This is a genomic window from Pseudomonas sp. TE3-3-F2023 (assembly GCF_036784815.1).
GTDB lineage: Bacteria > Pseudomonadota > Gammaproteobacteria > Pseudomonadales > Pseudomonadaceae > Aquipseudomonas > Aquipseudomonas pudica.
Genome location: NZ_CP145113.1, coordinates 5,028,412 through 5,051,416 on the forward strand (window position 1 = coordinate 5,028,412; position 23,005 = coordinate 5,051,416).

Here is a 23,005-nt window from a genome sequence, read left to right on the forward strand (position 1 = left end):
ATCGGGTAGGGACCGGCGGAATTTGGGTTCAGTAACGAACGCGTCATAGCTGACTGCGCCATGGCTTGCTTGATAACGTCAGGGTACCCAGGCGGCTCATCCACACCGACGCCAGGATCACTGCCCCGCCGATGAACAGCCTGCCCAATGGCTCGTCCTGGTTCCAGATCAGCAGATTGAGCAGCAACCCTACCGGCACATGCAGGTTGTTCATCACCGCCAGCGTGGCCCCAGATACCAGGCACGCGCCCTTGTTCCACCAGTACAGGCCCAGCGCCGTCGGGCCCAGCCCCAGGAACAGCAGCACCAGCCACTGCACGTTGGTGGTCGGCAGGTGCTGGACGTTGCCAAACAGCAGGAAGGCCGGCAACACCACGATCAACGCGCCCAGGTAGAAGTAGCCAAAACGCTTGTAGTGCGGCAAGTCGCTGGGGTGGCGTGCTACCAGGTGGCGGTACAGCACCTGGCCGGCGGCGTAGGTGAAGTTGGCCAGTTGCAGCAGCAGGAAGCCGATGAAGAACTCGCCGCTGATGGTGTCGAAGCGGATCACCGCCGCGCCGGCCACCGCCACCAGCGCTGCCAACAAGGCCCACGGGTTGAAGCGCCGGCTCATGGCGTCTTCGATCAGCGTCACGTGCAACGGCGTGAGAATAGTGAACAGCAGCACCTCCGGCACGGTGAGCACGCGAAAGCTCAGGTACAGGCAGACGTAGGTGATGCCGTACTGCAGCGCGCCGATCAGCAGCATCGAGCGCATGAAGCGCGGCTCGACCTGGCGCCAGCGGGTCAGCGGCAGGAATACCAGGCCAGCCAGCACTACCCGCGCGAGCACGGCAAAGTAGCTGTCGACGTGCCCGGCCAGGTACTCGCCGATCAGGCTGAAGGAAAACGCCTGGATCAGCGCGACGATTATCAGGTAGCCCATGGTTGCCTCTCGTGGATCAAGGCCGCGACCTTAGCGGGTTGCGATGAATGAGTTCAACCATGAGGAATGTGGGGCTGTGCAGGCCTCTTCGCGGGTAAACCCGCTCCCACAGGAATATCACGGCACCTCAGATCAGTGGTGTCCCTGTGGGAGCGGGTTTACCCGCGAAGAGGCCGGCACAGGCCCCCACAAAATTCACAGGCATAAAAAAGCCCGGCCATGCGGGCCGGGCAGGTACACCCAAAGGAGCAACAACAGGTGTCAGGGTTGGGAATTCGCTAAGCCTCAGGCCACCGCCGCCAGCTTGGCCTTGGCCTGGTTGACGCCCTTCTCGTGGAACTCGCCGCTCATGTTCAGGCCTTCGGCATGGATGAAGTCGACATCGTGAATGCCGATGAAGGCCATTACCTGGCGCAGGTACGGTTCCTGGTGGTCGCTGGTGGCACCGGCATGGATGCCGCCACGGGCAGTCAGGACGATGGCGCGCTTGCCGGTCAGCAAGCCCTGCGGGCCGGTGGGGGTGTACTTGAACGTGATGCCGGCACGCAGCACGTGGTCCAGCCAGGCCTTGAGGGTGCTGGGGATGGTGAAGTTGTACATCGGCGCAGCCATCACCAGCACGTCGGCGGCGAGCAGCTCATCGGTCAGTTCGTTGGAGCGGGCCAAGGCGTCCAGTTCGGCAGCACTGCGCTGTTCTTCGGGCTTCATCCAGCCACCCAGCAGGTTGGCGTCCAGGTGCGGCACCGGGTTCACGGCCAGGTCGCGCACACTGATCTGATCGGCCGGGTGGGCGGCCTGCCACTGCTGGATGAAATCACGGGTCAGCTGACGGGAAACGGAATCCTGCTGGCGGGCGCTGCTTTCGATGATCAGTACGCGGGACATGGGGTGCCTCCATCGGCAAAAAGGGTTGCGATTCGATGGAGGTGAGATTACCGCTTGACCTATCGATAAAAAAGCGTAAAAAGTGGGTTCAATCTATCGATTTATCAGCTTATTCTGCGCTGCAATTCAAGGCGATCCGTAGTTTGATGATCTGCCGGTTGAACTTGGCAGTGACATCGACGCTTTTACCGGCCGGTACGTTCACCCGACGCACCCGTGGCGCCTCCGGGCCGTTGCGGAAGGTCACCTTGCACGCGGCCGGTACCTGCCCATAGTTGTTGAGGGTGATGGCGCCAATGTCATAGGCCGTGTCATAGGCGGTGTAGTCGAGCTTTACCCCGGTCAGTTCCTTCTCAACGTCGATGGGATAAGCCATGGCCCCGAGGGGCAGGCACATCAGTATTGCCGCACAACATTTCTTCATGGGCCGCTCTCCTTGAAAGAGCGCAGCTTAGGACAACAGGAGCGAAAGATGAAAGCGCCGCGCGTAACCCTTGACCAGTGGCGAACCCTGCAGGCAGTGGTCGATCACGGCGGGTTTGCCCAGGCCGCCGAGGCACTGCACCGCTCACAGTCGTCGGTCAGCTACACCGTGGCCCGCATGCAGGAGCAACTGGGCGTGCCGCTGCTGCGCATCGACGGCCGCAAGGCGGTGCTCACCGAGGCCGGCAATGTCCTGCTGCGCCGTTCGCGCCACCTGGTCAAGCAGGCCAGCCAGCTCGAGGACCTCGCCCACCACATGGAACAGGGCTGGGAGGCGGAGGTACGCCTGGTGGTCGATGCCGCCTACCCCAGTGCCCGCCTGGTACGCGCCCTGGCCGCGTTCATGCCACAGAGCCGTGGTTGCCGGGTGCGCCTGCGTGAGGAAGTGCTGTCTGGCGTCGAGGAAGTGATGCACGAAGGCATCGCCGACCTGGCCATCAGCAGCTACAGCATCGGCGGCTACCTGGGCGCCGAACTGAGCGCGGTGGAGTTCGTCGCCGTTGCCCACCCCGAACACAGCCTGCACCGCCTGGGCCGCGAGCTGACCTTCCAGGACCTGGAAAGCCAGTTGCAGGTGGTAATCCGCGACTCCGGCCGCGCCCAGCCGCGCGATGTCGGCTGGCTGGGTGCCGAGCAACGCTGGACCGTCGGCAGCCTGGGCACCGCCGCCACCTTCGTCAGCAGTGGCCTGGGCTTTGCCTGGTTGCCCCGCCACATGATCGAGCGCGAGCTGCGCGAGGGCGTGCTCAAGCCGTTGCCGCTGGATCAGGGTGGCAGCCGCCACCCACTGTTCTACCTTTATTCGAGCAAAGAGAAGACCTTGGGCCCGGCTACGCAGATTCTCATCGACCTGCTGCGCAATTTCGACACCGCGCCACTGGACGTGCCCTTCGCAGCCCCCCCACAAGCCTGAGAGGACCGCGCCCATGGCCTATTTCGAACATGAAGGATGCGCACTGCATTACGAGGAATATGGCCAGGGCGAACCCTTGGTATTGCTGCATGGCCTGGGCTCCAGCTGCCAGGACTGGGAGCTGCAGGTGCCGGTGCTCAGCCGCCACTACCGGGTAATCCTCATGGACATCCGTGGCCACGGCCGCTCCGACAAGCCACGCGACGGTTACCAGATCGCCACCTTCAGCGCCGACCTGCTGGCCCTGCTCGAACACCTGCACACCGGCCCCGTGCACTTCGTCGGCCTGTCCATGGGCGGCATGGTCGGCTTCCAGTTTGCCGTCGACCACCCGCAATGGCTGCGCAGCCTGTGCATCGTCAACAGCGCCCCCGAGGTCAAGCGCCGTACCCGCAGTGACTGGGCATGGTGGCTCAAGCGCTGGGGCCTGGCGCGCCTGCTCAGTGTCGAAACCGTCGGCAAGGGCCTGGCCGAGCGGCTGTTTCCCAAACCGCAGCAGGCCGAACTGCGGCACAAGATGGCCCAGCGCTGGGCACGCAACGACAAGCGCGCCTACCTCAAGAGCTTCGACGCCATCGTCGACTGGGGCGTGCAGGAACGCATCGGCCAGATCCACTGTCCTACCCTGGTGATCGCCGCCGACCACGATTACACCCCGATACAACTGAAAGAACGCTACGTCGCCCTCATGCCCCACGCCAGGCTGGTGGTCATCGACGATTCCCGGCACGCTACACCCCTCGACCAACCCGAGGTCTTCAACCAGACCCTGCTGCAGTTCCTTGCAGCCGCTTCCACCTCTCAAGGATCTTTGAGCCCATGCTGAAAAAACTCCTGCTCACCGCCTGCTCGGTCGCCTTCGCCACCAGCGTCATGGCCTCCGACAAGACCCCGCACGTACTGCTGGACACCAGCTTCGGCCAGGTCGAAATCGAGCTTAATGCCGAGAAGGCACCGATCAGTACCAAGAACTTCCTCGAATACGTCGACAGCGGCTTCTACAACAACACCATCTTCCACCGTGTAATCCCGGGCTTCATGGTCCAGGGCGGGGGCTTCACCGACCAGATGGTGCAGAAGAACACCCGAGCCCCGATCACCAACGAGGCCGGCAACGGCCTGCAGAACACCCGCGGCACGCTGTCCATGGCCCGTACCCAGGACCCGAACTCGGCCACCAGCCAGTTCTTCATCAACGTGGCCGACAACGACTTCCTCAACCCTGGGCGTGACCGTGGCTATGCCGTATTCGGCAAGGTGACCAAGGGCATGGAAGTGGTCGACCAGATCGTAAATTCGCCGACCACCACCAGGAAAGGCATGCGCGATGTACCGGCCGATCCGGTCTACATCAAGTCGGCCAAACGCATCGACTGACCGCAGGCTTCACAGGGACGTGAAACCGCCTGAGGGTCGGATGAAACAGGAGTGTCGTCACCCATGCTGTACCGCCGTTTCGAGCAACTGATCGATATCTTCCGCGACGCGCCCAGCGAGTCGCCACCCGGCCAGGTCTGGCCGTTCTACCTGTACTACCTGCGCCAGGTGTGGCCGAGCTTTGTCGCCCTGCTGGTGGTGGGCCTGGTCGCCTCGCTGATCGAGGTGGCGATGTTCAGCTACCTCAGCCGCATCATCGACCTGGCCCAGGGCACGCCCAATGCCAATTTCTTCAGCGAACACAGCGGCGAGCTGATCTGGATGCTGGTAGTGATCCTGCTGCTGCGGCCGGTGTTCTTCGGCCTGCACGACCTGCTGGTGCACCAGACCATCAACCCCGGCATGACCAGCCTGATCCGCTGGCAGAACCACACCTATGTGCTCAAGCAGAGCCTCAACTTCTTCCAGAGCGACTTCGCCGGGCGCATCGCCCAGCGCATCATGCAGACCGGCAACTCGCTGCGCGACTCCGCCGTGCAGGCAGTGGATGCGCTATGGCACGTGCTGATCTACGCCATCACTTCGCTGGTGCTGTTCGCCGAAGCCGACTGGCGCCTGATGCTGCCACTGTTGCTGTGGATCGCCGGCTACATCGCCGCGCTGTTCTACTTCGTCCCCCGGGTGAAGGAACGTTCGGTGATTTCCTCCGACGCCCGCTCCAAGCTGATGGGGCGCATCGTCGACGGCTACACCAACATCGCCACCCTCAAGCTGTTCGCCCATACCGACTTCGAGCAGCAATACGCCCGCGAAGCGATCCGTGAACAGACAGAGAAAACCCAGCTGGCCGCAAGGGTGGTCACCAGCATGGACGTGGTCATCACATCCCTCAATGGCCTGCTGGTGGTCACAACCACCGGCCTTGCACTGTGGCTGTGGAGCCAGTCGCTGATCACCGTCGGCGCCATCGCCCTGGCCACCGGCCTGGTGATCCGTATCGTCAACATGTCGGGCTGGATCATGTGGGTGGTCAACGGCATCTTCGAGAATATCGGCATGGTCCAGGACGGCCTGCAGACCATCGCCCAGCCGGTTACCGTCGCCGACCGGCCCAACGCACCGGCGCTCAAGGTAAGCCGCGGTGCGGTGCGCTTCGATGATGTGGACTTCCATTACGGCAAGGCCGCCAACGTGATCGAAGGGCTCAACCTGGACATCCGCCCGGGTGAGAAGATCGGCCTGATCGGCCCGTCCGGGGCAGGCAAATCGACCTTGGTCAACCTGCTGCTGAGGCTGTATGACGTTCAGGGCGGGCGCATCCTCATCGACGGCCAGGACATTGCCGAAGTGAGCCAGGCCAGCCTGCGCGCGCAGATCGGCATGATCACCCAGGACACCTCGCTGCTGCACCGCTCGATCCGCGACAACCTGCTGTATGGCCGCCCCGGTGCCAGCGAGGCGGCGCTGCATGAAGCGGTGCGGCGGGCCCGCGCCGACGAGTTCATCCCGCAACTGTCGGACGCCCAGGGGCGCACCGGTTTCGATGCCCATGTGGGCGAGCGCGGGGTCAAGCTGTCGGGTGGCCAGCGCCAGCGTATCGCGATTGCCCGGGTGCTATTGAAGAATGCACCGATCCTGATCATGGACGAGGCCACTTCGGCGCTGGATTCGGAGGTGGAGGCAGCGATCCAGGAAAGCCTGGAGACGCTGATGCAGGGCAAGACAGTGATCGCCATTGCCCACCGGCTTTCCACCATTGCGCGGATGGACCGGCTGGTGGTGCTGGACAAGGGGCGGATTGTAGAAATTGGCAGCCACAGTGAACTGCTGCAGCAGCAAGGCTTGTATGCCCGGTTGTGGCATCACCAGACGGGGGGGTTTGTCGGGGTGGACTGATTCCTGTACTGGCCTCTTCGCGGGTGAACCCGCTCCCACAGGGACCGCACAAATTTCACGGTCTGTGCAGTACCTGTGGGAGCGGGTTCACCCGCGAAAGGGCCGGCACAGGCAATATGAATGGATCAGTCCCGGCGATAGGGCAACATCCCCCGGGCCTCCTCGGCATAGGCCCGCACCCCTTCCCGCTCCTGCACCAGAAAATCCTCCACCGCCCGCCGCAACCCCGGGTGCAGCAGGTAGTGCCACGACCGCGTCAGTACTGGCTCGAACCCACGAATCAGCTTGTGCTCCCCCTGCGCCCCTGCATCGAAACGCTGCAGCCCTTCGGCAATGGCAAAGTCCATGCCCTGATAGAAACAGGTTTCGAAATGCAGCCGGTCGAATTCATCCAGGCACCCCCAGTAGCGGCCAAACAGGCTGTCGCCCCCCACCAGGCTAAGGGCCATGGCCACATCACGGCCCCCCTGCCGCGCCATCACCACGCGCAAGGCCTCGGGCATGCGCTCGGCCAGCAGGCTGAAGAACTCGCGCGTCAGGTAGGGCGCTCGGCGGCGCACCGCGTAGGTATTGGCGTAGCAGCGGTAGACGAAATCCCACTGCGCCTCATCCAGTTCACCCCCACGGTACCAGCGGAATTCAATACCGTGCCCGGCCACCTGTTCACGCTCCTTGCGCATCTGCTTGCGCTTGCGCGAACTCAGGCTGTCGAGAAAATCCTGGAAGTCGCGGTAGCCGTTGTTGCGCCAATGAAACTGGCAACCCAGGCGCTCCATCCAGCCCGGCTGGCTGGCCAGCTGTTCGTCCAGCGCCGGCTCGGTGAAATTGATATGCGCGCCAGACAGACCGCCCTTGCCCAGGTACTCCGGCACGGCCTGCAGCATCAGCAAGCCATCGGCTGTGTCGGCGGCAAGCAGGCGCGGGCCGCTGACCGGGCTGAACGGCACGGCACCGAGCAGCTTGGGATAGTAGGCAATGCCGGCCCGCTCGCAGGCATCGGCCCAGCCATGGTCGAACACGTACTCACCGAACGAGTGCCATTTGCGGTACGCCGGCAGCAGCGCCCGTACCTGCCCGTCACGCTCCAGCACCAGGTGCTCGGCGGCCCAGCCGGTGTTGCGCGCAACGCTGCCGCTGTCCTCCATGGCGCTGAGGAACGCATGGCGCAGGAACGGCTGGCCGGCCGGCACCAGGGCATCCCAGGTGGCCGCCGGTAGATCACGCAAATGGGCAAGGCTGTACAGGCTGGTCACGGTTTTGGCTCGCTGTTTCAAGGTACCCAGTATCCCCAAGGAAGGCCCGCCACTCAAATCACGATAGCCGGCACAGATCCTTTCATTCTCAATTACTTAACCGCAGTGCCACTAATTCGACATTAATCTGTCATTCGCCCCCGCAATACTTGCGCCTGTTTTCCGGAACCCCAGAACCTGTCTATTCAGGCCCTTTCCGAAGACATGCCAACACAGGGGCGGGCGCTTGAGCCTCCCCCATCTCATTCAACAGGGAGAACCTTATGCGTCTTGTTTCTACACTTACCGGAGTGAGCCTCACCGGCATGATGCTGGCTCTGAGTACTCCGGCCAGTGCAGCTGTCGACGCCAAGCTGCTCGAAATGCTCCGCGCCAACGGCTCGATCAACCAGGCGCAGTACAACGAACTGCAGGCGGACCTGGCTCAAGAAACCAAGGAAAAGGCCGCTCAGAAAGCGCAATCCGAACGGATGAGCTCCTTTGAACAGAAAGTGGCATGGGCCGCCAAGACCCAGGTCAAGGGCGATGTGCGCCTGCGTTACGAAGACGTCAACGTCGACGACCCTAACAGCAGCAGCGGCAACCAGGACCGCCAGCGCGTGCGTGCCCGTGTCGGCTTCTACAGCGAAATCAACCCGCAGGTAGACGCGGGCATCCGTATCGCCACCGGCAGCAGTGCCGACCGCCGTTCGACCAACCAGAGCTTCGACAACTACTTCGACAAGAAGTCGCTGTGGGTCGATCAGGCCTACCTCGACTGGCACCCGACTGCAGTTCCCAACCTGCACCTGATCGGCGGCAAGATGGCGCAGCCGTGGGTGAGCATGGGCGACATCATCTGGGATAGCGACATCAACCCGGAAGGCGTGGCAGCCACCTACAAGACCGACCTGGGCGGGGCCGAGGTGTTCGCCAGCGCCGGTCAGTACACCCTCAAGGACAACGTCGATGGCGACGGCGTGCAATACAAGCATGACGCACAGGTCTATCACGGCCAGTTGGGCGCCAAATTCGCCCCGGCCGATGTGCTCAAGCTGACCGTAGGTGCCAGTATCTATGGCTACGACAACGACAAGGAAGCCACCATCCTGCAGTCGTTCGGCAACACCACCAACGAGTTCAACCTCGTGGAAGGCTTCGGCCAGCTGGACTTCACCGGCTTTGCCATCCCGCTCTCTGCTTACGGCCAGTATGTGAAAAACACCGAAAGCACCGATGGGGAAGACCAGGCCTGGTTGGCGGGCCTGAAAACCAAAGTCGGCGCCTGGAGTCTGGACTACAACTACCGCGATGTGCAGCGTAACGCCGTGGTCAGCCTGTTCACCGACTCTGACTTTGGCAACGGCTTTACCGGTTCGCGCGGGCACAAGTTCAAGGTCGGGTATGAAATCGACAAGAACTTCTCTCTGGGCGCTGCCTACCTGATGGCCAAGACCGACCTGTCGCAATTGCCCAACAGCGATGCCGATGTAGATACCCTGCAGGTCGACCTGGAAGCCAAGTTCTAAGCGACACCCTGCACTGTTTCACCTGAAGCGGGAAATGCCGACCCCATCCGGCATTTCCCGCTTTTTCTTGCCTGGCAGAAATGCGCCGGCCTCTTCGCGGGCTCGCCCGCTCCCACAGAATCACCACAGCTCTTGAAAACTGTGGAGTACCTGTGGGAGCGGGCAAGCCCGCGAAGAGGCCGGTACAGGCGCCAGATAAATCAGCGCTTGCGCAGGATCACGCTACCAATCGAATACCCCGCACCAAACGAGCTCAACACGCCCAGCGAGCCCTTGGCCAGGTCGTCCTGGTACAGGTGGAAGGCAATCACCGACCCCGCCGAACTGGTGTTGGCATAACGGTCGAGAATCACCGGTGCGTCTTCCTCGGCCACTTCACGCCCCAGCAGCTTCTTGACGATCAGGTGGTTCATGCTGAGGTTGGCCTGATGCAGCCAGAAGCGTTTTACATCGCTTGGCTGCAGCCCGTTTTCCTGCAGGTGCTCACCGATCAGCTCGGCCACCTTCGGGCACACCTCGCGGAACACCTTGCGGCCTTCCTGGATGAACAGCTTGTCCGCCGCACCCTCGCCCTCTTCCGCCGCGCGGTTGAGGAAGCCGAAGTTGTTACGGATATTGTTGGAGAACTCGGTCCACAGCTTGCTGCTGACGATCTCGAACTGATGCGCCGAGGTGGCCTTGTCGGCACGCTCGAGCAACACCGCGGTGGCGGCATCACCAAAGATGAAGTGGCTGTCGCGGTCACGGAAGTTCAGGTGGCCGGTGCATACCTCCGGGTTGACCATCAGCACCGCGCGCGCCTGGCCCAGGGCCACGCTGTTGGCGGCGGTCTGGATGCCGAAAGTGGCGGACGAGCAGGCCACGTTCATGTCGAAGGCAAAGCCCTGGATGCCCAGCGCCTGCTGCACTTCGATGGCAATGGCCGGGTACGGGCGCTGCAAGTTGGAACAGGCGACGATCACCCCATCGACATCGGCCGCTGTACGACCGGCGCGCTCCAGGGCCTGGCGGGCGGCGGCGACAGCCATTTCGCAGAGCACCGACGGTTCGTCGTTGGAGCGCTCGGGCAGGCGCGGTTTCATGCGCTGCGGGTCGAGGATGCCGGCCTTGTCCATGACGAAGCGGCTCTTGATGCCCGAGGCCTTTTCAATGAAGGCCGCATCGGACAGCGGCGCCGCCTCGATTTCACCGCGCTCGATGGCGGCGGCGTTGTCCTGGTTGAACTGCTGCGACCAGGTGTTGAAGGACGCTACCAGTTCTTCGTTGGAAATGCTCTGGGCCGGGGTGTACAGGCCGGTGCCGCTGATCACGACGTTATGCACGGTCGTTCCTCTGGTCAAAGGCCATCGCCACGGGGCGCTGGCTGGGAAACATGACAGGTTAATGGCACTTTAGTGCCAATTTAAAGGCGAGGTCTGTACCCTCGTTCGCGGGCATGCCCGCTCCCACAGGGATCGCACCGCTCCCTGAGGACACTGCTATACCTGCGAAGGGGCCGCCAGGCGGCCCCAAATTGCATCAATATTGCCACAACTGTGGAAGTTTAGCCCTCCACCTGGCTCCATTGCTTGCTCAATCGCTTGTCCGAAATCGGCACCTTGGTCCCCAACTGCTGGGCAAACAACGACACCCGATATTCCTCCAGCCACCAGCGGTACACCGTCAGTTGCTCATCGCGCTTGCCTTCCTGGGCATGCTTGTCGGCACGGGCCTTGTACTGCGCCCACAGGTTGGCCAGCTCGCCGCTCCACACACGGTCCTTCTGCACCTGCGAACCCAGCTTCTCCAGGCGCAGTTCCACCGCCTTGAGGTAACGCGGCAGCTCCTTGAACCAGCCCCCAGGGGTCTCGCGCACGAAGCCCGGGTACACCAGGTTGCCGAGCTGTTGCTTGATGTCGTTCAGCGCCACCGCCTGGCTCAGGTCGATCTTGCCCTTGAAGCGCTTCTGCAGCCCATGCCACAGCTTCAGCACTTCCAATGTCTGCCGTGCCAGGCGCTCGGCATGCTCGGCCCAGCTGCCGCGCTTGCGCTCGGCCAGGCCAGCCAGTGCCGCACCGTCGCGTGGCAGCGGCTGTTCGCCTTCGAGGATGCAGCTGTCCAGGCTTGCCAGCAGAATGTCCTCGACCAGCGCCTCGACCCGACCCATTTCACGGTACAGCAGGCCCAGCTCGGTCAGCCCAGGCAGCTTGCCACGCAGGTACTTGGCCGGCTCGGCCAGCTGCTGCAGCAACAAGCGCTGCAAGGCGCGGCGGTGCTGGAACTCGGCCTCTGCCTGGGTCGAGAAGCGCCCTTCGCGCACGGTGCCGCCCTCTTCCACCAGCGCCGGGTACACGGTCATCGACAGGCCGGCGATCTTCTGCTGCGCGGTCTGCTTCACCTCGCTGAAAGCCTTGGCCTGCACCGGCTGCTCGCTCTTGGCGTCACGCGGCACGGCCAACGCTGCCTGACTGGCGGCGGCAAAGCGCGCGGTCAGCTCGGCCAGGTCGCGGCCTTCACCCAGGAACTTGCCCTGGCCATCGACCACTTCGATGTTCATGCGCAGGTGGCCTTCCACCAGGTTGACCGACTCGTCCCAGGCCTCGTCGGGCACACGGGCGCCGGTCATGCGCAGCAGCTCCTGGCCCAAGGCCTGCGGCAATGCGCCCTGGCCGAAGGTCATGCGCGCTAGCGAGGCCTTGACGAAGTCCGGCACCGGCACGAAGTTCTTGCGCAGGGCCTTGGGCAGGTTGCGCACCAGCGCCACGCACTTGGCTTCCAGCAGGCCCGGCACCAGCCATTCCAGGCGCTCGCCCGGCAGGCTCGGCAGCAGCGGTGCCGGCACCCGCACGGTCACGCCATCGCGGGGGTGGCCAGGCTCGAAGTGGTAACTCAGTGGCAGGCGCAGCTCGCCCACCTGCATGCTGTCGGGGTACTGCGCGGCGGTGACTTCGCTGGCCTCGCGGGCCAGCACGTCTTCCTCGCGCATGATCAGCAGGTTGGCGTCCTTCTGGCTGCCCATGCGGTACCAGCTGTCGAAGGTCGCGGTCTGGTGAATTTCCGCCGGCAGACGCGCTTCGTAGAAGGCGTACAACGTCTCTTCGTCGGCCAGAATGTCACGGCGGCGGGCTTTGGCCTCCAGTTCGTCGAGCTCTTCCAGCAGGCGCTTGTTGGCCGTCAGGCACTTGGCTCGCGACTGGATTTCGCCACCCACCAGGCCTTCGCGGATGAACAGCTCGCGCGAGGTGACCGGGTCGATCGGGCCGAAATGCACCGGCCGACGGCCGACAAGGATCAGGCCATAAAGGGTGATCTGCTCGTAGGCCACCACCTGCCCGCGCTTCTTCTCCCAATGCGGCTCGAAGTGGTTCTTCTTGACCAGGTGGCCGGCCAGCGGCTCGATCCAGTCCGGCTCGATCCTGGCCACCATGCGTGCGTACAGCTTGGTGGTTTCGACCAGTTCGGCCGCCATCACCCACTGCGGGCGCTTGCGCCCCAGGCCCGACGACGGGTGCACCCAGAAGCGCCGCTGACGGGCGCCCTGGTAGTCACCCTCTTCGGTCTTCTGGCCGATCTGGCTGAGCAGGCCACTGAGAATGGCCTTGTGCATTTTCGGGTAGTCGGACGGCTCCTTGTTCACTGTCAGCTGCAGATCACGGCAGATCAGCGCCAACTGGCGATGAGCATCGCGCCATTCGCGCAGGCGCAGGTAGTTCAGGAAATTCTTGCGGCACCAGTTACGCAGCGGGTTGGCGGTCAACGCCTGACGCTGTTCCTCGAAGCCACGCCACAGGTTGACCAGCGCGGCGAAGTCGGAATCCACGTCCTTCCATTGCGCGTGCGCCTGGTCGGCGGCCTGCTGGCGCTCCGGCGGGCGTTCGCGAGGGTCTTGCACCGACAGTGCGCTGGTGACGATCAGCACTTCCTGCAGGCTGCCCAGGCGGGCGCCTTCGAGCAGCATGCGGCCCAGCCGTGGGTCGATCGGCAGGCGCGCCAGCTGGCGGCCGATCGGCGTCAGCTGGTTTTCGCGGTTGACCGCCGACAGCTCCTGCAACAGGTTGAAACCGTCGCTGATGGCCTTGCCATCCGGCGGCTCGATGAACGGGAAAGCATCGATTGCGCCCAGGCGCAGGTGCAGCATCTGCAGGATCACTGCCGCCAGGTTGGTGCGCAGGATCTCCGGGTCGGTGAACGCCGGCCGGCTGTTGAAATCCTCTTCGCTGTACAGGCGCACGCAGATGCCCGGCTCGACCCGGCCACAGCGGCCCTTACGCTGGTTGGCACTGGCCTGCGACACGGCCTCAATGGGCAGGCGCTGGACCTTGGCGCGGTAGCTGTAGCGGCTGATGCGCGCGGTACCGGTGTCGATCACGTAGCGGATGCCAGGCACGGTCAACGAGGTTTCCGCGACGTTGGTGGCCAGCACCACACGGCGCCCGGTGTGTGGCTGGAAGATGCGCTGCTGCTCGGCCGGCGACAGGCGCGCGTACAACGGCAGGATCTCGGTGTGGCGCAGTTGCGCCTTGCGCAGGATCTCGGCGGCATCACGGATCTCCCGCTCGCCCGGCAGGAAGATCAGCACATCGCCGGGGCCTTTGCCCTCGCTTCGTTCGTGGTGCGCAAGCTCGTCCAGCGTGGCGAGGATTGCCTGGTCGACGGTGAGGTCGTCCTCGATCTGGTTGCCCTCCTCGTCCTGCTCGCTGGTCAGTGGGCGGTACCAGGTTTCCACCGGGAAGGTACGCCCGGACACCTCGATGATCGGTGCGCCGTCGAAGTGCCTGGAGAAACGTTCCAGGTCGATGGTCGCCGAGGTGATGATCAGCTTCAGGTCCGGGCGGCGGTGCAGCAGGGTCTTCAGGTAGCCGAGCAGGAAGTCGATGTTCAGGCTGCGCTCGTGGGCTTCGTCGACGATGATCGTGTCGTAGCGCTCGAGGAAACGGTCGTGCTGGGTTTCGGCCAGCAGAATGCCGTCGGTCATCAGCTTGACCAGGGTGTTGGCGTCGCTCTGGTCCTCGAAGCGCACCTGGTAGCCAACCAGCCCGCCCAGGGGCGTGCCCAGCTCTTCGGCGACCCGCGCGGCAACGCTGCGGGCGGCGATCCGGCGTGGCTGGGTATGGGCGATCAAACCATGGCTGCCACGGCCCAGCTCGAGGCAGATCTTCGGCAACTGGGTGGTCTTGCCCGAGCCGGTTTCGCCGGCGATCACCAGCACCTGGTGCTCGGCCAGGGCCTTCTTGATTTCGTCACGCTTGGCAGCGATGGGCAGGCTGTCGTCGTAGCGCACGGTCGGCACGCTCTGCTGGCGCGCGGTGACCTGGGCGCAGGACGCCTGGACCTTTTCCACCCACTGCGCCAGCTTCGCCTCGTCGGGGCGCTTGCGCAGTTCGTGCAATTGCCGGCGCAGGCGATGGCGGTCGGCGATCATGGCGTGGTCGAGGTTTTGCAGCAGTTTGTCGATGGCGTGGTCAGTCATGGGGCTTTTTAGTGATGCAGGTGGGCCTGCTTTTTCATGATCGGCATTCGAAGGATGCGCGATTGTGGCAGATTTGCCGGTTTTCTGCTGCCTGTGCCGGCCTCTTCGCGGGCTTGCCCGCTCCCACAGGGGTCACCACGTGACTGAAGATTGTGCGGAACCTGTGGGAGCGGGCAAGCCCGCGAAGAGGCCGGCACAAGCAACCAAATGTTTAGCCATATGCGATGTAAAGGTTGCCATTCACTGCTTTAATCAACCTTACGCCGCATGTGAGTATCAAAGGCATGACTCCCGTCCAGCCCATCGCCCCACCGCTGTCCCGCCCTTCGCTGCCGAAGGCCCGGCGCCATGCCGGTGAAAATCCGCTGGTCCACATCATCCTCGCCTTCTGGGCCCTTTGGCACTGCCGTCACGCACGCCCACCGGATTTCTCGCTCACGCCTTCCTGACCCAACCCGGCCGTCGTCTGGCCGTTTTAATCAGCCGGGCCGCCTGCATGCGCGGTGGCTCCGTGCGCCCGTGAGCGAATCCATCATGCACTTTGCACCCGTAGAGCAGGCCAGCCGTTTTCTGGCCGACAACCCCGATATCGAACTGTTCGAACTGTTCATCCTCGACGCCAACGGCGTGCCGCGCGGCAAACTGCTGCACCGCGAGGAACTGCTGGCCGTTTACCAGACCGGCCGGCCGCTGCCCAGCACCATCCTTGGCCTGACCCTGAACGGCGACGACGTGGAAAACTCCGGCCTGGTGTGGGATGTGGGCGATATCGACTGCCGCGCCTACCCGCTTGAAGGAAGCCTGGTGCGCCTGCCCTGGCGTCGGGTGCCGACCGCCGCGGTGCAGGTGAGCATGCACCCAAGCGAGGGCCTGCCGGCCAGCATCGCCGACCCGCGCCATGTGCTGCTGCGTACCATCGAAGCCCTGAAGGACGACGGCTACCGTCCGGTGATGGCCTGCGAGCTGGAGTTCTACCTGCTCGACCAGCAACCTGATGCCCAGGGCCGCCCGCAACCGGCGCTGGACAACGACGGCGGCCGCCCACGCACCACCCAGGTGTATGGCCTGCGTGAACTGGAGCAGATCGAGCCGTTCCTCGCTGACCTCTACGCCGCCTGCAAGGCTCAGGGCATCCCGGCCCGCACGGCGATTTCGGAATACGCCCCCGGCCAGGTGGAAATCACCCTCGAGCACGGCGACGCCCTGCAGGCAATGGACCAGGCCGTGCGCTACAAGCGCCTGGTCAAGGGCGTGGCCCATGCCCATGGCATGCAGGCCTGCTTCATGGCCAAGCCGTTCGCGCAACTGGCCGGTACCGGCATGCACATGCACCTGAGCCTAGCCGACAGCGCCGGCAACAACCTGTTCGCCAGTGAGGACAAGGCCGGCACCCCGCTGCTGCGCCAGGCCGTGGCCGGCATGCTGCGCCACCTGCGCGACTCGCTGCTGCTGTTCTGCCCCAACGCCAACTCGTTCCGCCGCTTCCAGGCCAACAGCTATGCCCCGCTGGCGCCGACCTGGGGCGTCGACAACCGCACCGTGAGCCTGCGCATACCGGGCGGCCCAGCCAACAGCCGGCATGTGGAGCACCGCATCTGCGGCGCCGACGCCAACCCCTACCTGGCCGCTGCGGCGATCCTCGCCGCCAGCCATCGGGGCATCCGCGAACAGCTGGACCCGGGCGCGCCGGTGGAAGGCAACGGCTATGCCCAGGCCACCGAACACCTGCCCACCGACTGGTTGACGGCCCTCGACGCCCTGCAGCACTCCAGCTGGGCTCGCGAAGCACTGGGCGAGGACTTCCTTGGCGTATACCTGAAGGTCAAGCGCGCCGAGTACCGCCAGTTCATGGCCGAAGTCAGCGAGCAGGACTGGCGCTGGTACCTGCACCAGGCCTGAGTCCCCAGATAACAAGGAACCCTCATGAACGCAGCATTGAACAAGGGCCCGGCGCAACGCGCGCCGTCCTACTACAGCGCCACCCTCAACGACCACACCGAGTACCCGCAGCTCAAGGGCACGGTACAGGTGGATGTGGCGATCATCGGCGGCGGCTTCACCGGCGTGGCCACGGCGGTGGAGCTGGCCGAACGTGGCCTGAAAGTGGCCATCGTCGAAACCAACCGCATCGGCTGGGGTGCCAGCGGGCGCAACGGCGGCCAGGTCACCGGCAGCCTGTCGGGCGACGAAGCCATGCGCTCGCAGATGCGCAACCGCCTGGGTGCCGAGGTCGATGACTTCATCTGGCACTTGCGTTGGCGCGGCCACCAGGTGATCGAGCAGCGCGTGGCGCGGTACGGCATCGACTGCGACCTCAAGCACGGACACCTGCACGCGGCCATGAAGCCCTCGCACATGGAGGAGCTGCGCGCATTCGAAGCCGAAGCCCGGCGGCGCGGCATGGGCGAGCAGGTGCAACTGCTGGACCGCAATGGCACCGCCGAGCACCTGCAAAGCCCGCTGTATCTGGGCGCTCTGAAGAACCTGCGCAACCTGCACCTGCACCCGCTCAACCTGTGTTTGGGGGAGGCCCGTGCCGCCCATGGCCTGGGGGCACTGATATTCGAAAACTCCGAGGTGCTGGACATCGTCCACGGCCCGCGCCCGGCGGTGGTCACTGCCCACGGGCGGGTCGAGGCGCGCCAGGTGATGCTGGCCGGCGATGTGTACCACAAACTGGAAAAGCGCCAGCTCAAGGGCAAGATTTTCCCGGCCATGGGCGGCATCGTCACCACCGCGCCGCTGGGGGAACTGGCCGAACAGATCAACCCGCAGGACCTGGCGGTGTACGACTGCCGCTTCGTCCTCGACTACTACCGCCTGACCGCCGACAAGCGCCTGTTGTTCGGCGGTGGCGCCAACTATTCCGGCCGTGATTCACGGGATATCGAAGGCGAACTGCGCCCGTGCATCGAGCGCACCTTCCCGGCGTTGAAAGGCGTGCCGATCGAGTTCCAGTGGAGCTGCGCCATGGGCATCGTGGTCAACCGCATCCCGCAGTTGGGCAAGCTGTCGGACAACGTGTGGTATTGCCAGGGTTATTCGGGGCACGGGATTGCCACCAGCCACATCATGGGCGAGATCATGGCCGAGGCGTTGACCGGGACGCTGGAGAAGTTCGACACCTTTGCCCAGTGCAAGCATGTGCGGGTGCCGATGGGGGACTTGCTGGGCAACCCGCTGCTGGCGGCGGGGATGTGGTACTACCAGATGCTGGAGAAACTGCGCTGATTACGCGGTCTCTGTGGGAGCGGCCTTGTGTCGCGAAAGGGCCGCAAAGCGGCCCCAGGGTCTCAGCTGTGATGCTGAAATTGCTGGGGCCGCTTCGCGGCCCTTTCGCGACACGAGGCCGCTCCCACACTGAGCGTGCAGGGCTCTGATCAGGCGATCTTCTTCAAGCCCTGTTTCTTCAGCTCTTCATCGCGCAGTTCGCGGCGCAGGATCTTGCCCACGTTGGTGGTTGGCAGCGCATCGCGGAACTCGATCTGGCGCGGGACCTTGTAGCCGGTGACGTTGGCGCGCATGTGCTCCATCACCTGTTCCTTGGTCACGGTCATGCCCGGCTTGACCACGATGAACACCTTGATCACTTCACCGGACTTCTCGTCCGGCACGCCGATAGCCGCGCACTGCAGCACGCCCGGCAAGGCCGCCAGCACATCTTCCAGCTCGTTGGGGTACACGTTGAAGCCCGAGACCAGGATCATGTCCTTCTTGCGGTCGACGATGCGCATGTAGCCGTCCGGCTGGATCACGGCGATGTCACCGGTCTTCAGCCAGCCATTGCTGTCGAGGATCTCGGCGGTGGCGTCCTCGCGCTGCCAGTAGCCCTTCATCACCTGCGGGCCCTTGACGCACAACTCGCCCACCTCGCCCAGCGGCAGCTCGTTGCCGTTGTCGTCGATGACCTTGCACAGGGTGGACGGCACCGGAATACCGATGGTGCCGACCTGGTTGGCTTCCGCCGGGTTCACCGCGGCCACCGGGCTGGTCTCGGTCATGCCGTAGCCTTCGCAGATGGCGCAGCCGGTCACGGCTTTCCAGCGTTCGGCCACGCTCAGCTGCAAGGCCATGCCGCCGGACAGGGTGATCTTCAACGCCGAGAAGTCCAGAGCACGGAACGCCTCGTTGTTGCACAAGGCAACGAACAAGGTGTTGAGGCCGACGAAGCCGCTGAACTTCCACTTGCCCAGCTCCTTGACCATGGCCGGCAGGTCACGCGGGTTGCTGATCAGCACGTTGTGGTTGCCGATCAGCATCATTGCCATGCAATGGAAGGTAAAGGCGTAGATGTGGTACAGCGGCAGCGGAGTGATGAGGATTTCGCAGCCTTCGTGCAGGTTGGAGCCCATCAGCGCCCGGCACTGCAGCATGTTGGCCACCAGGTTGCGGTGGGTCAGCATCGCGCCCTTGGCCACACCGGTAGTACCACCGGTGTACTGCAGCACCGCCACGTCGTTGGCCTGCGGGTTCGCCTCGGTCACCGGCTGGCCCTTGCCCAGCGCCAGTGCATCGTTGAAACGTACGGCCCGCGGCAGATTGTAGGCCGGCACCATCTTCTTCACGTACTTGATCACGCTGTTGATCAGCAGGCGCTTGAGCGGCGGCAACAGGTCGGCGACTTCGGTGACGATGACGTGCCTGACCTGGGTCTTGGGCACCACCTTCTCGGCCAGGTGGGCCATGTTGGCCAGGCACACCAGGGCCTTGGCGCCGGAGTCGTTGAACTGGTGTTCCATTTCCCGTGCGGTGTACAGCGGGTTGGTGTTGACCACGATCAGCCCGGCACGCATGGCACCGAAGACCGCCACCGGGTATTGCAGTACATTAGGCAGCTGCACGGCAATACGGTCACCCGGCTTGAGGTCGGTATGCTGCTGCAACCAGGCGGCAAACGCCCCCGACAGCGCATACAGCTCGCCATAAGTGATAGTCTTGCCCAGGTTGCTAAAGGCCGGTTTGTCGGCAAAGCGTTGGCAGGATTGCTTGAGTACCGCCTGGATATTGGGGAATTCGTCAGGATTGATTTCCGCCGTAATCCCGGCTGGGTACTTATCCTTCCAAAAATGTTCGATCATGGAAGCCCACTCCTTCAGCAACAGCGAAGTTCGATTCACGCGTCGATGCGCTTATTATTGATATGAGATGACGGCTCGTTGCAAACCGGATCATCTGAAAGCGGGCCGAGAGTAACAGCTTTGCCTGGGGTCGCCTAGAGGCCAAAACAGGCCTCACGGTCACAAAAATGACTCAATGAACAATACAGGTCATTTTTAGAGTAATTATCCAAAATGTCGCAGATCGGGCTATAAATAGCCTTTTAGAGCGGTTTCACGGCATTCGCGGGCTTGCCCGCTCCCACAGGGACCTCACAGTTCTCGAATGCTGTGCAGTACCTGTGGGAGCGGGCAAGCCCGCGAAGAAGCCAACCCGGTATCAAGCTATGTCGCGCAGCTCCCGCCGCAGGATCTTGCCCACCGGCGTCATCGGCAACGACTCGCGCAGCACGATGTGCTTGGGCACCTTGTAACCGGTGAAGTTGGCCTTGCAGTAGGCCTTCAGCTCATCCACGCTCAGCCCGCCCTCGCGCGGCACCACGAACAGCTTCACCGCCTCTCCGGAGCGCTCGTCCGGCACGCCGATGGCAGCACAGTTGGCAACCTTGGGATGCCCCATCACCACATCCTCGATCTCGTTGGGGTACACGTTGAAACCCGAGACGATGATCATGTCCTTCTTGCGATCGACGATGCGGGTGAAGCCGTCCGGGTCGATCACCGCGATGTCGCCGGTCTTGAACCAGCCCTCCGCATCCAGGGCCTGGGCCGTGGCCTCGGGCTGCTGCCAGTAGCCTTTCATCACCTGCGGGCCCTTGATGCACAGCTCGCCCCGTTCGCCCAGCGGCAACTCGTTGCCGTCATCGTCGATCACCTTGAAGGCGGTGCCGGCCACCGGGATGCCCACCGTGCCCAGACGCGCCAGCTGGCCATAGGGGTTGGTGCTGGCCACCGGAGAGGTTTCGGTCAGCCCGTAGCCTTCGACGATGCGGCAACCGGTAAGCGCCTCCCAGCGTTCGGCCGTGGCCTTGACCAGCGCGGTGCCGCCGGAGTTGGTGACCTTCAGCGCCGAAAAGTCGAGCTGACGGAAGCCCGGGTGGTCCATCAGCGCGACGAACAGCGTGTTCAGGCCCAGCAAGGCGGAGAAACGCCATTTGCCCAGCTCCTTGATGAAGCCGGAAATATCCCGAGGGTTGGTGATCAGCACGTTGTGGTTGCCGGTGACCATCATGCACATGCAGTTCGCGGTAAAGGCATAGATGTGGTACAGCGGGAGCGGCGCGATCATCACTTCCTGGCCGTCCTTGATCAGCTTCTGCCCGTCCGGCCCGTGCTGCGAGAAGCAGGCCAGCACCTGCAGCATGTTGGCCACCAGGTTGCCGTGGGTGAGCATGGCGCCCTTGGCCAGGCCGGTAGTGCCGCCGGTGTATTGCAGCACGGCGATGTCGTCCAGGCTCAGTGGCACCGGCTTGTGCGACGACTCGCGGCCCTGGCGCAGCACCTGCTTGAACTGCACCGCCTGGGGCAGGTGGTAGGCAGGTACCATCTTCTTCAGTTTGTCGACCACCGTGTTGACCAACCAGCCCTTGGCGGTGGGCAGCAAGTCGCCCATCTTCGCCTCGATCAGGTACTCGATGCCGGTATCGGGAAGCACCTCCTGCACGCGCTTGCCGAACATGTTCAGGTACACCAGCGCACGCGCACCGCTGTCCTTGAACTGGTGGCGCATCTCGCGCTCGGTGTACAGCGGGTTGGTGTTGACCACGATCAGGCCTGCGCGCAGGGCACCGAACACGGCGATGGGGTATTGCAGCACGTTGGGCATCTGCACCGCGATGCGGTCGCCCGACTTGAGGTCGGTGTGCTGCTGCAACCAGGCGGCGAAGGCCGCCGAGTGGCGCTCCAGCTCCGCGTAGGTCAGGGTCACGCCCAGGTTGCTGAAGGCCGGGCGGTCGGCGAAGCGTTTGCAGGAGCGCTCGAACACCTCGACGACCGAGGTGTAGGCATTGATATCGATGGTAGAAGGTACGCCCGCCGGGCGCTTGTCATTCCAGAAGTCGGCTTGCATTTATTATTGTTCCTCTGCCTGGACCTGCTGTGAGTCCTGTAGTCCTTTCACCTGCCCGCCCGAAAGCGAAAAGGCGTTTATCCGACGTTAGCAGGTAAGCCCAAGGCGGCATATACGCCAAGTGCCGCCATTAACATTGTGAATCTTATTTGTGCCCTTCCTGCAATCCGGTCGGTTGTGCATACACTGTTCGGGTATCTGTGCGCACAAGGACCCGCCATGCCTCACGACGCCTTCTGGCTGCCCGCCAGCGAGCACTGCAGCCTGTATGTGCACCAATGGTTGCCAGCCACACCGGTAAAAGCCGTTGTGTTGCTGGCCCACGGCATGGCCGAGCATGCCGGGCGCTACCAGCACCTGGGCCATGCCTTGAGCGAGGCCGGCTTCGCCCTGTTCGCCGCCGACCAACGCGGCCATGGGCGCACCGCCGAACTGGGCAGCCTCGGCCTGTTCGCCCGCCATCATGGCTGGAATGCCGTGGTCAACGACCTCGGGCTGCTGGCGCAGCACATCGGCCAGCAGTACCCGTGCACGCCGCTGTTCCTGTTCGGCCACAGCATGGGCAGTTACATCGCCCAGGCCTATCTGCTGCACCACAGTGGCAGCCTGCATGGGGCGATCCTCAGCGGCTCCAACTATCAGCCAGCGGCGCTGTACCGCGTGGCGCGGCTGATTGCCCGGCTGGAAGCCTGGCGCCAGGGGCCGCTGGGCAAGAGCGCGCTGATCGAGTGGTTGTCGTTCGGCTCGTTCAACAAGGCCTTCAAGCCCAACCGCACGGCGTTCGACTGGCTCAGCCGCGACCCGGCGCAGGTCGACCTGTACGTCAAAGACCCGCTCTGCGGCTTTCGTTGCAGCAACCAGTTGTGGCTCGACCTGCTGCAAGGCTTGGCGCAGATCAGCCAGCCGAGTAACCTCGCGCAGATCGATCCGAACCTGCCGCTGCTGGTTATCGGTGGTGAATGTGATCCGGTCAGTGCCGGCAAGCGTCTCACCCACCTGGTCGACGCCCTGCGCGCGACCGGCAATCGACATGTACAGCTGCGCATCTATCCTGAGGCGCGACACGAAGTACTCAACGAAACCAACCGTGACGAGGTCACCGCCGATATTCTCGGCTGGCTCGAACAGGCACTGGCTCTAGGCCGCCCTGTGCGCAGTGAATGATAGCCGCCCTCGCCTACCGCTTAAGGA

Annotated in this window: 16 protein-coding genes; 8 read left to right on the top strand and 8 right to left on the bottom strand. The window is 63.7% G+C overall.

The window, feature by feature from the left end; translation table 11 throughout:
* Window positions 1–43: 43 nt before the first annotated feature.
* From V3314_RS23155 to V3314_RS23165, 3 genes are all read right to left on the bottom strand, one after another.
* Complete coding sequence (locus tag V3314_RS23155) at window positions 44–925, bottom strand: carboxylate/amino acid/amine transporter (RefSeq protein WP_338459674.1); 882 nt, start codon at window positions 923–925, stop codon at window positions 44–46.
* 285 nt (window positions 926–1,210) lie between these two features.
* The gene (locus tag V3314_RS23160) at window positions 1,211–1,810 is read right to left on the bottom strand and encodes an FMN-dependent NADH-azoreductase (protein WP_085602097.1); all 600 of its coding nucleotides are present in this window, start codon (window positions 1,808–1,810) and stop codon (window positions 1,211–1,213) included.
* A 109-nt stretch (window positions 1,811–1,919) separates the two neighbouring features.
* Window positions 1,920–2,234, bottom strand: coding sequence for a hypothetical protein (locus tag V3314_RS23165; RefSeq protein WP_012051530.1), 315 nt, complete (start codon window positions 2,232–2,234; stop codon window positions 1,920–1,922).
* A gap of 48 nt (window positions 2,235–2,282) precedes the next feature.
* Between V3314_RS23165 and V3314_RS23170 the strand changes: the two genes are divergently transcribed.
* The 4 genes from V3314_RS23170 (at window position 2,283) to V3314_RS23185 (ending at window position 6,479) form a co-directional block, all read left to right on the top strand.
* A complete protein-coding gene (locus V3314_RS23170; RefSeq protein ID WP_012273620.1) occupies window positions 2,283–3,206 on the top strand; it encodes a LysR family transcriptional regulator in 924 nt (307 codons plus the stop codon).
* Between the two features lie 13 nt (window positions 3,207–3,219).
* Window positions 3,220–4,032, top strand: coding sequence for an alpha/beta hydrolase (locus V3314_RS23175; protein ID WP_085663938.1), 813 nt, complete (start codon window positions 3,220–3,222; stop codon window positions 4,030–4,032).
* On the top strand, window positions 4,026–4,583 hold the full coding sequence (locus V3314_RS23180; protein WP_108481277.1) for a peptidylprolyl isomerase: 558 nt from the start codon (window positions 4,026–4,028) through the stop codon (window positions 4,581–4,583). Before V3314_RS23175 ends, V3314_RS23180 begins: the two co-directional genes overlap by 7 nt.
* A gap of 63 nt (window positions 4,584–4,646) precedes the next feature.
* Entirely contained in the window at window positions 4,647–6,479 is a 1,833-nt protein-coding gene (locus tag V3314_RS23185) for an ABC transporter ATP-binding protein (protein ID WP_338459675.1), read from the top strand.
* Between the two features lie 125 nt (window positions 6,480–6,604).
* Here V3314_RS23185 and V3314_RS23190 read toward each other — a convergent pair whose 3' ends face one another.
* Window positions 6,605–7,732, bottom strand: a complete 1,128-nt coding sequence (locus V3314_RS23190; protein ID WP_338459676.1) for a GNAT family N-acetyltransferase — start codon at window positions 7,730–7,732, stop codon at window positions 6,605–6,607.
* Window positions 7,733–7,995: 263 nt separating this feature from the next.
* Here V3314_RS23190 and V3314_RS23195 point away from each other — a divergent pair, with 263 nt between their 5' ends.
* Window positions 7,996–9,240 carry a putative porin gene (locus tag V3314_RS23195; protein ID WP_015271304.1) on the top strand — a complete coding sequence of 415 codons (1,245 nt, stop codon included), beginning with the start codon at window positions 7,996–7,998 and terminating at the stop codon, window positions 9,238–9,240.
* 200 nt (window positions 9,241–9,440) lie between these two features.
* On the opposite strand, the gene V3314_RS23200 is transcribed toward V3314_RS23195, so the two are convergent.
* Together V3314_RS23200 and hrpA are read right to left on the bottom strand one after the other, a co-directional pair.
* Complete coding sequence (locus tag V3314_RS23200; protein WP_046614678.1) at window positions 9,441–10,562, bottom strand: beta-ketoacyl-ACP synthase III; 1,122 nt, start codon at window positions 10,560–10,562, stop codon at window positions 9,441–9,443.
* Window positions 10,563–10,783: 221 nt separating this feature from the next.
* Window positions 10,784–14,689, bottom strand: a complete 3,906-nt coding sequence (gene hrpA, locus V3314_RS23205; RefSeq protein WP_196188619.1) for an ATP-dependent RNA helicase HrpA — start codon at window positions 14,687–14,689, stop codon at window positions 10,784–10,786.
* Between the two features lie 534 nt (window positions 14,690–15,223).
* Here hrpA and V3314_RS23210 point away from each other — a divergent pair.
* Window positions 15,224–16,588 (top strand): glutamine synthetase family protein, encoded by a 1,365-nt coding sequence (locus tag V3314_RS23210; protein WP_338459678.1) that lies wholly within the window; start codon window positions 15,224–15,226, stop codon window positions 16,586–16,588.
* A gap of 24 nt (window positions 16,589–16,612) precedes the next feature.
* Entirely contained in the window at window positions 16,613–17,920 is a 1,308-nt protein-coding gene (locus V3314_RS23215; protein ID WP_085602092.1) for an FAD-binding oxidoreductase, read from the top strand.
* Window positions 17,921–18,069: 149 nt separating this feature from the next.
* On the opposite strand, the gene fadD1 is transcribed toward V3314_RS23215, so the two are convergent.
* The gene (fadD1, locus tag V3314_RS23220; RefSeq protein WP_046614682.1) at window positions 18,070–19,767 is read right to left on the bottom strand and encodes a long-chain-fatty-acid--CoA ligase FadD1; all 1,698 of its coding nucleotides are present in this window, start codon (window positions 19,765–19,767) and stop codon (window positions 18,070–18,072) included.
* A gap of 358 nt (window positions 19,768–20,125) precedes the next feature.
* A complete protein-coding gene (fadD2, locus tag V3314_RS23225) occupies window positions 20,126–21,814 on the bottom strand; it encodes a long-chain-fatty-acid--CoA ligase FadD2 (protein ID WP_338459681.1) in 1,689 nt (562 codons plus the stop codon).
* Between the two features lie 219 nt (window positions 21,815–22,033).
* Here fadD2 and V3314_RS23230 point away from each other — a divergent pair, with 219 nt between their 5' ends.
* Window positions 22,034–22,978 (top strand): alpha/beta hydrolase, encoded by a 945-nt coding sequence (locus V3314_RS23230; protein WP_046614684.1) that lies wholly within the window; start codon window positions 22,034–22,036, stop codon window positions 22,976–22,978.
* Window positions 22,979–23,005: the final 27 nt, after the last annotated feature.

What these genes read in the sequence shown, in the direction of transcription:
- fadD2 (WP_338459681.1), bottom strand. Translation starts at nt 21,814, where the DNA reads ATGCAAGCCGACTTCTGGAATGACAAGCGCCCGGCGGGCGTACCTTCT.
- V3314_RS23185 (WP_338459675.1), top strand. Translation starts at nt 4,647, where the DNA reads ATGCTGTACCGCCGTTTCGAGCAACTGATCGATATCTTCCGCGACGCG.
- V3314_RS23230 (WP_046614684.1), top strand. Translation starts at nt 22,034, where the DNA reads ATGCCTCACGACGCCTTCTGGCTGCCCGCCAGCGAGCACTGCAGCCTG.
- V3314_RS23175 (WP_085663938.1), top strand. Translation starts at nt 3,220, where the DNA reads ATGGCCTATTTCGAACATGAAGGATGCGCACTGCATTACGAGGAATAT.
- V3314_RS23165 (WP_012051530.1), bottom strand. Translation starts at nt 2,234, where the DNA reads ATGAAGAAATGTTGTGCGGCAATACTGATGTGCCTGCCCCTCGGGGCC.
- fadD1 (WP_046614682.1), bottom strand. Translation starts at nt 19,767, where the DNA reads ATGATCGAACATTTTTGGAAGGATAAGTACCCAGCCGGGATTACGGCG.
- V3314_RS23160 (WP_085602097.1), bottom strand. Translation starts at nt 1,810, where the DNA reads ATGTCCCGCGTACTGATCATCGAAAGCAGCGCCCGCCAGCAGGATTCC.
- V3314_RS23155 (WP_338459674.1), bottom strand. Translation starts at nt 925, where the DNA reads ATGGGCTACCTGATAATCGTCGCGCTGATCCAGGCGTTTTCCTTCAGC.
- V3314_RS23170 (WP_012273620.1), top strand. Translation starts at nt 2,283, where the DNA reads ATGAAAGCGCCGCGCGTAACCCTTGACCAGTGGCGAACCCTGCAGGCA.
- V3314_RS23210 (WP_338459678.1), top strand. Translation starts at nt 15,224, where the DNA reads ATGCACTTTGCACCCGTAGAGCAGGCCAGCCGTTTTCTGGCCGACAAC.
- hrpA (WP_196188619.1), bottom strand. Translation starts at nt 14,689, where the DNA reads ATGACTGACCACGCCATCGACAAACTGCTGCAAAACCTCGACCACGCC.
- V3314_RS23180 (WP_108481277.1), top strand. Translation starts at nt 4,026, where the DNA reads ATGCTGAAAAAACTCCTGCTCACCGCCTGCTCGGTCGCCTTCGCCACC.
- V3314_RS23195 (WP_015271304.1), top strand. Translation starts at nt 7,996, where the DNA reads ATGCGTCTTGTTTCTACACTTACCGGAGTGAGCCTCACCGGCATGATG.
- V3314_RS23215 (WP_085602092.1), top strand. Translation starts at nt 16,613, where the DNA reads ATGAACGCAGCATTGAACAAGGGCCCGGCGCAACGCGCGCCGTCCTAC.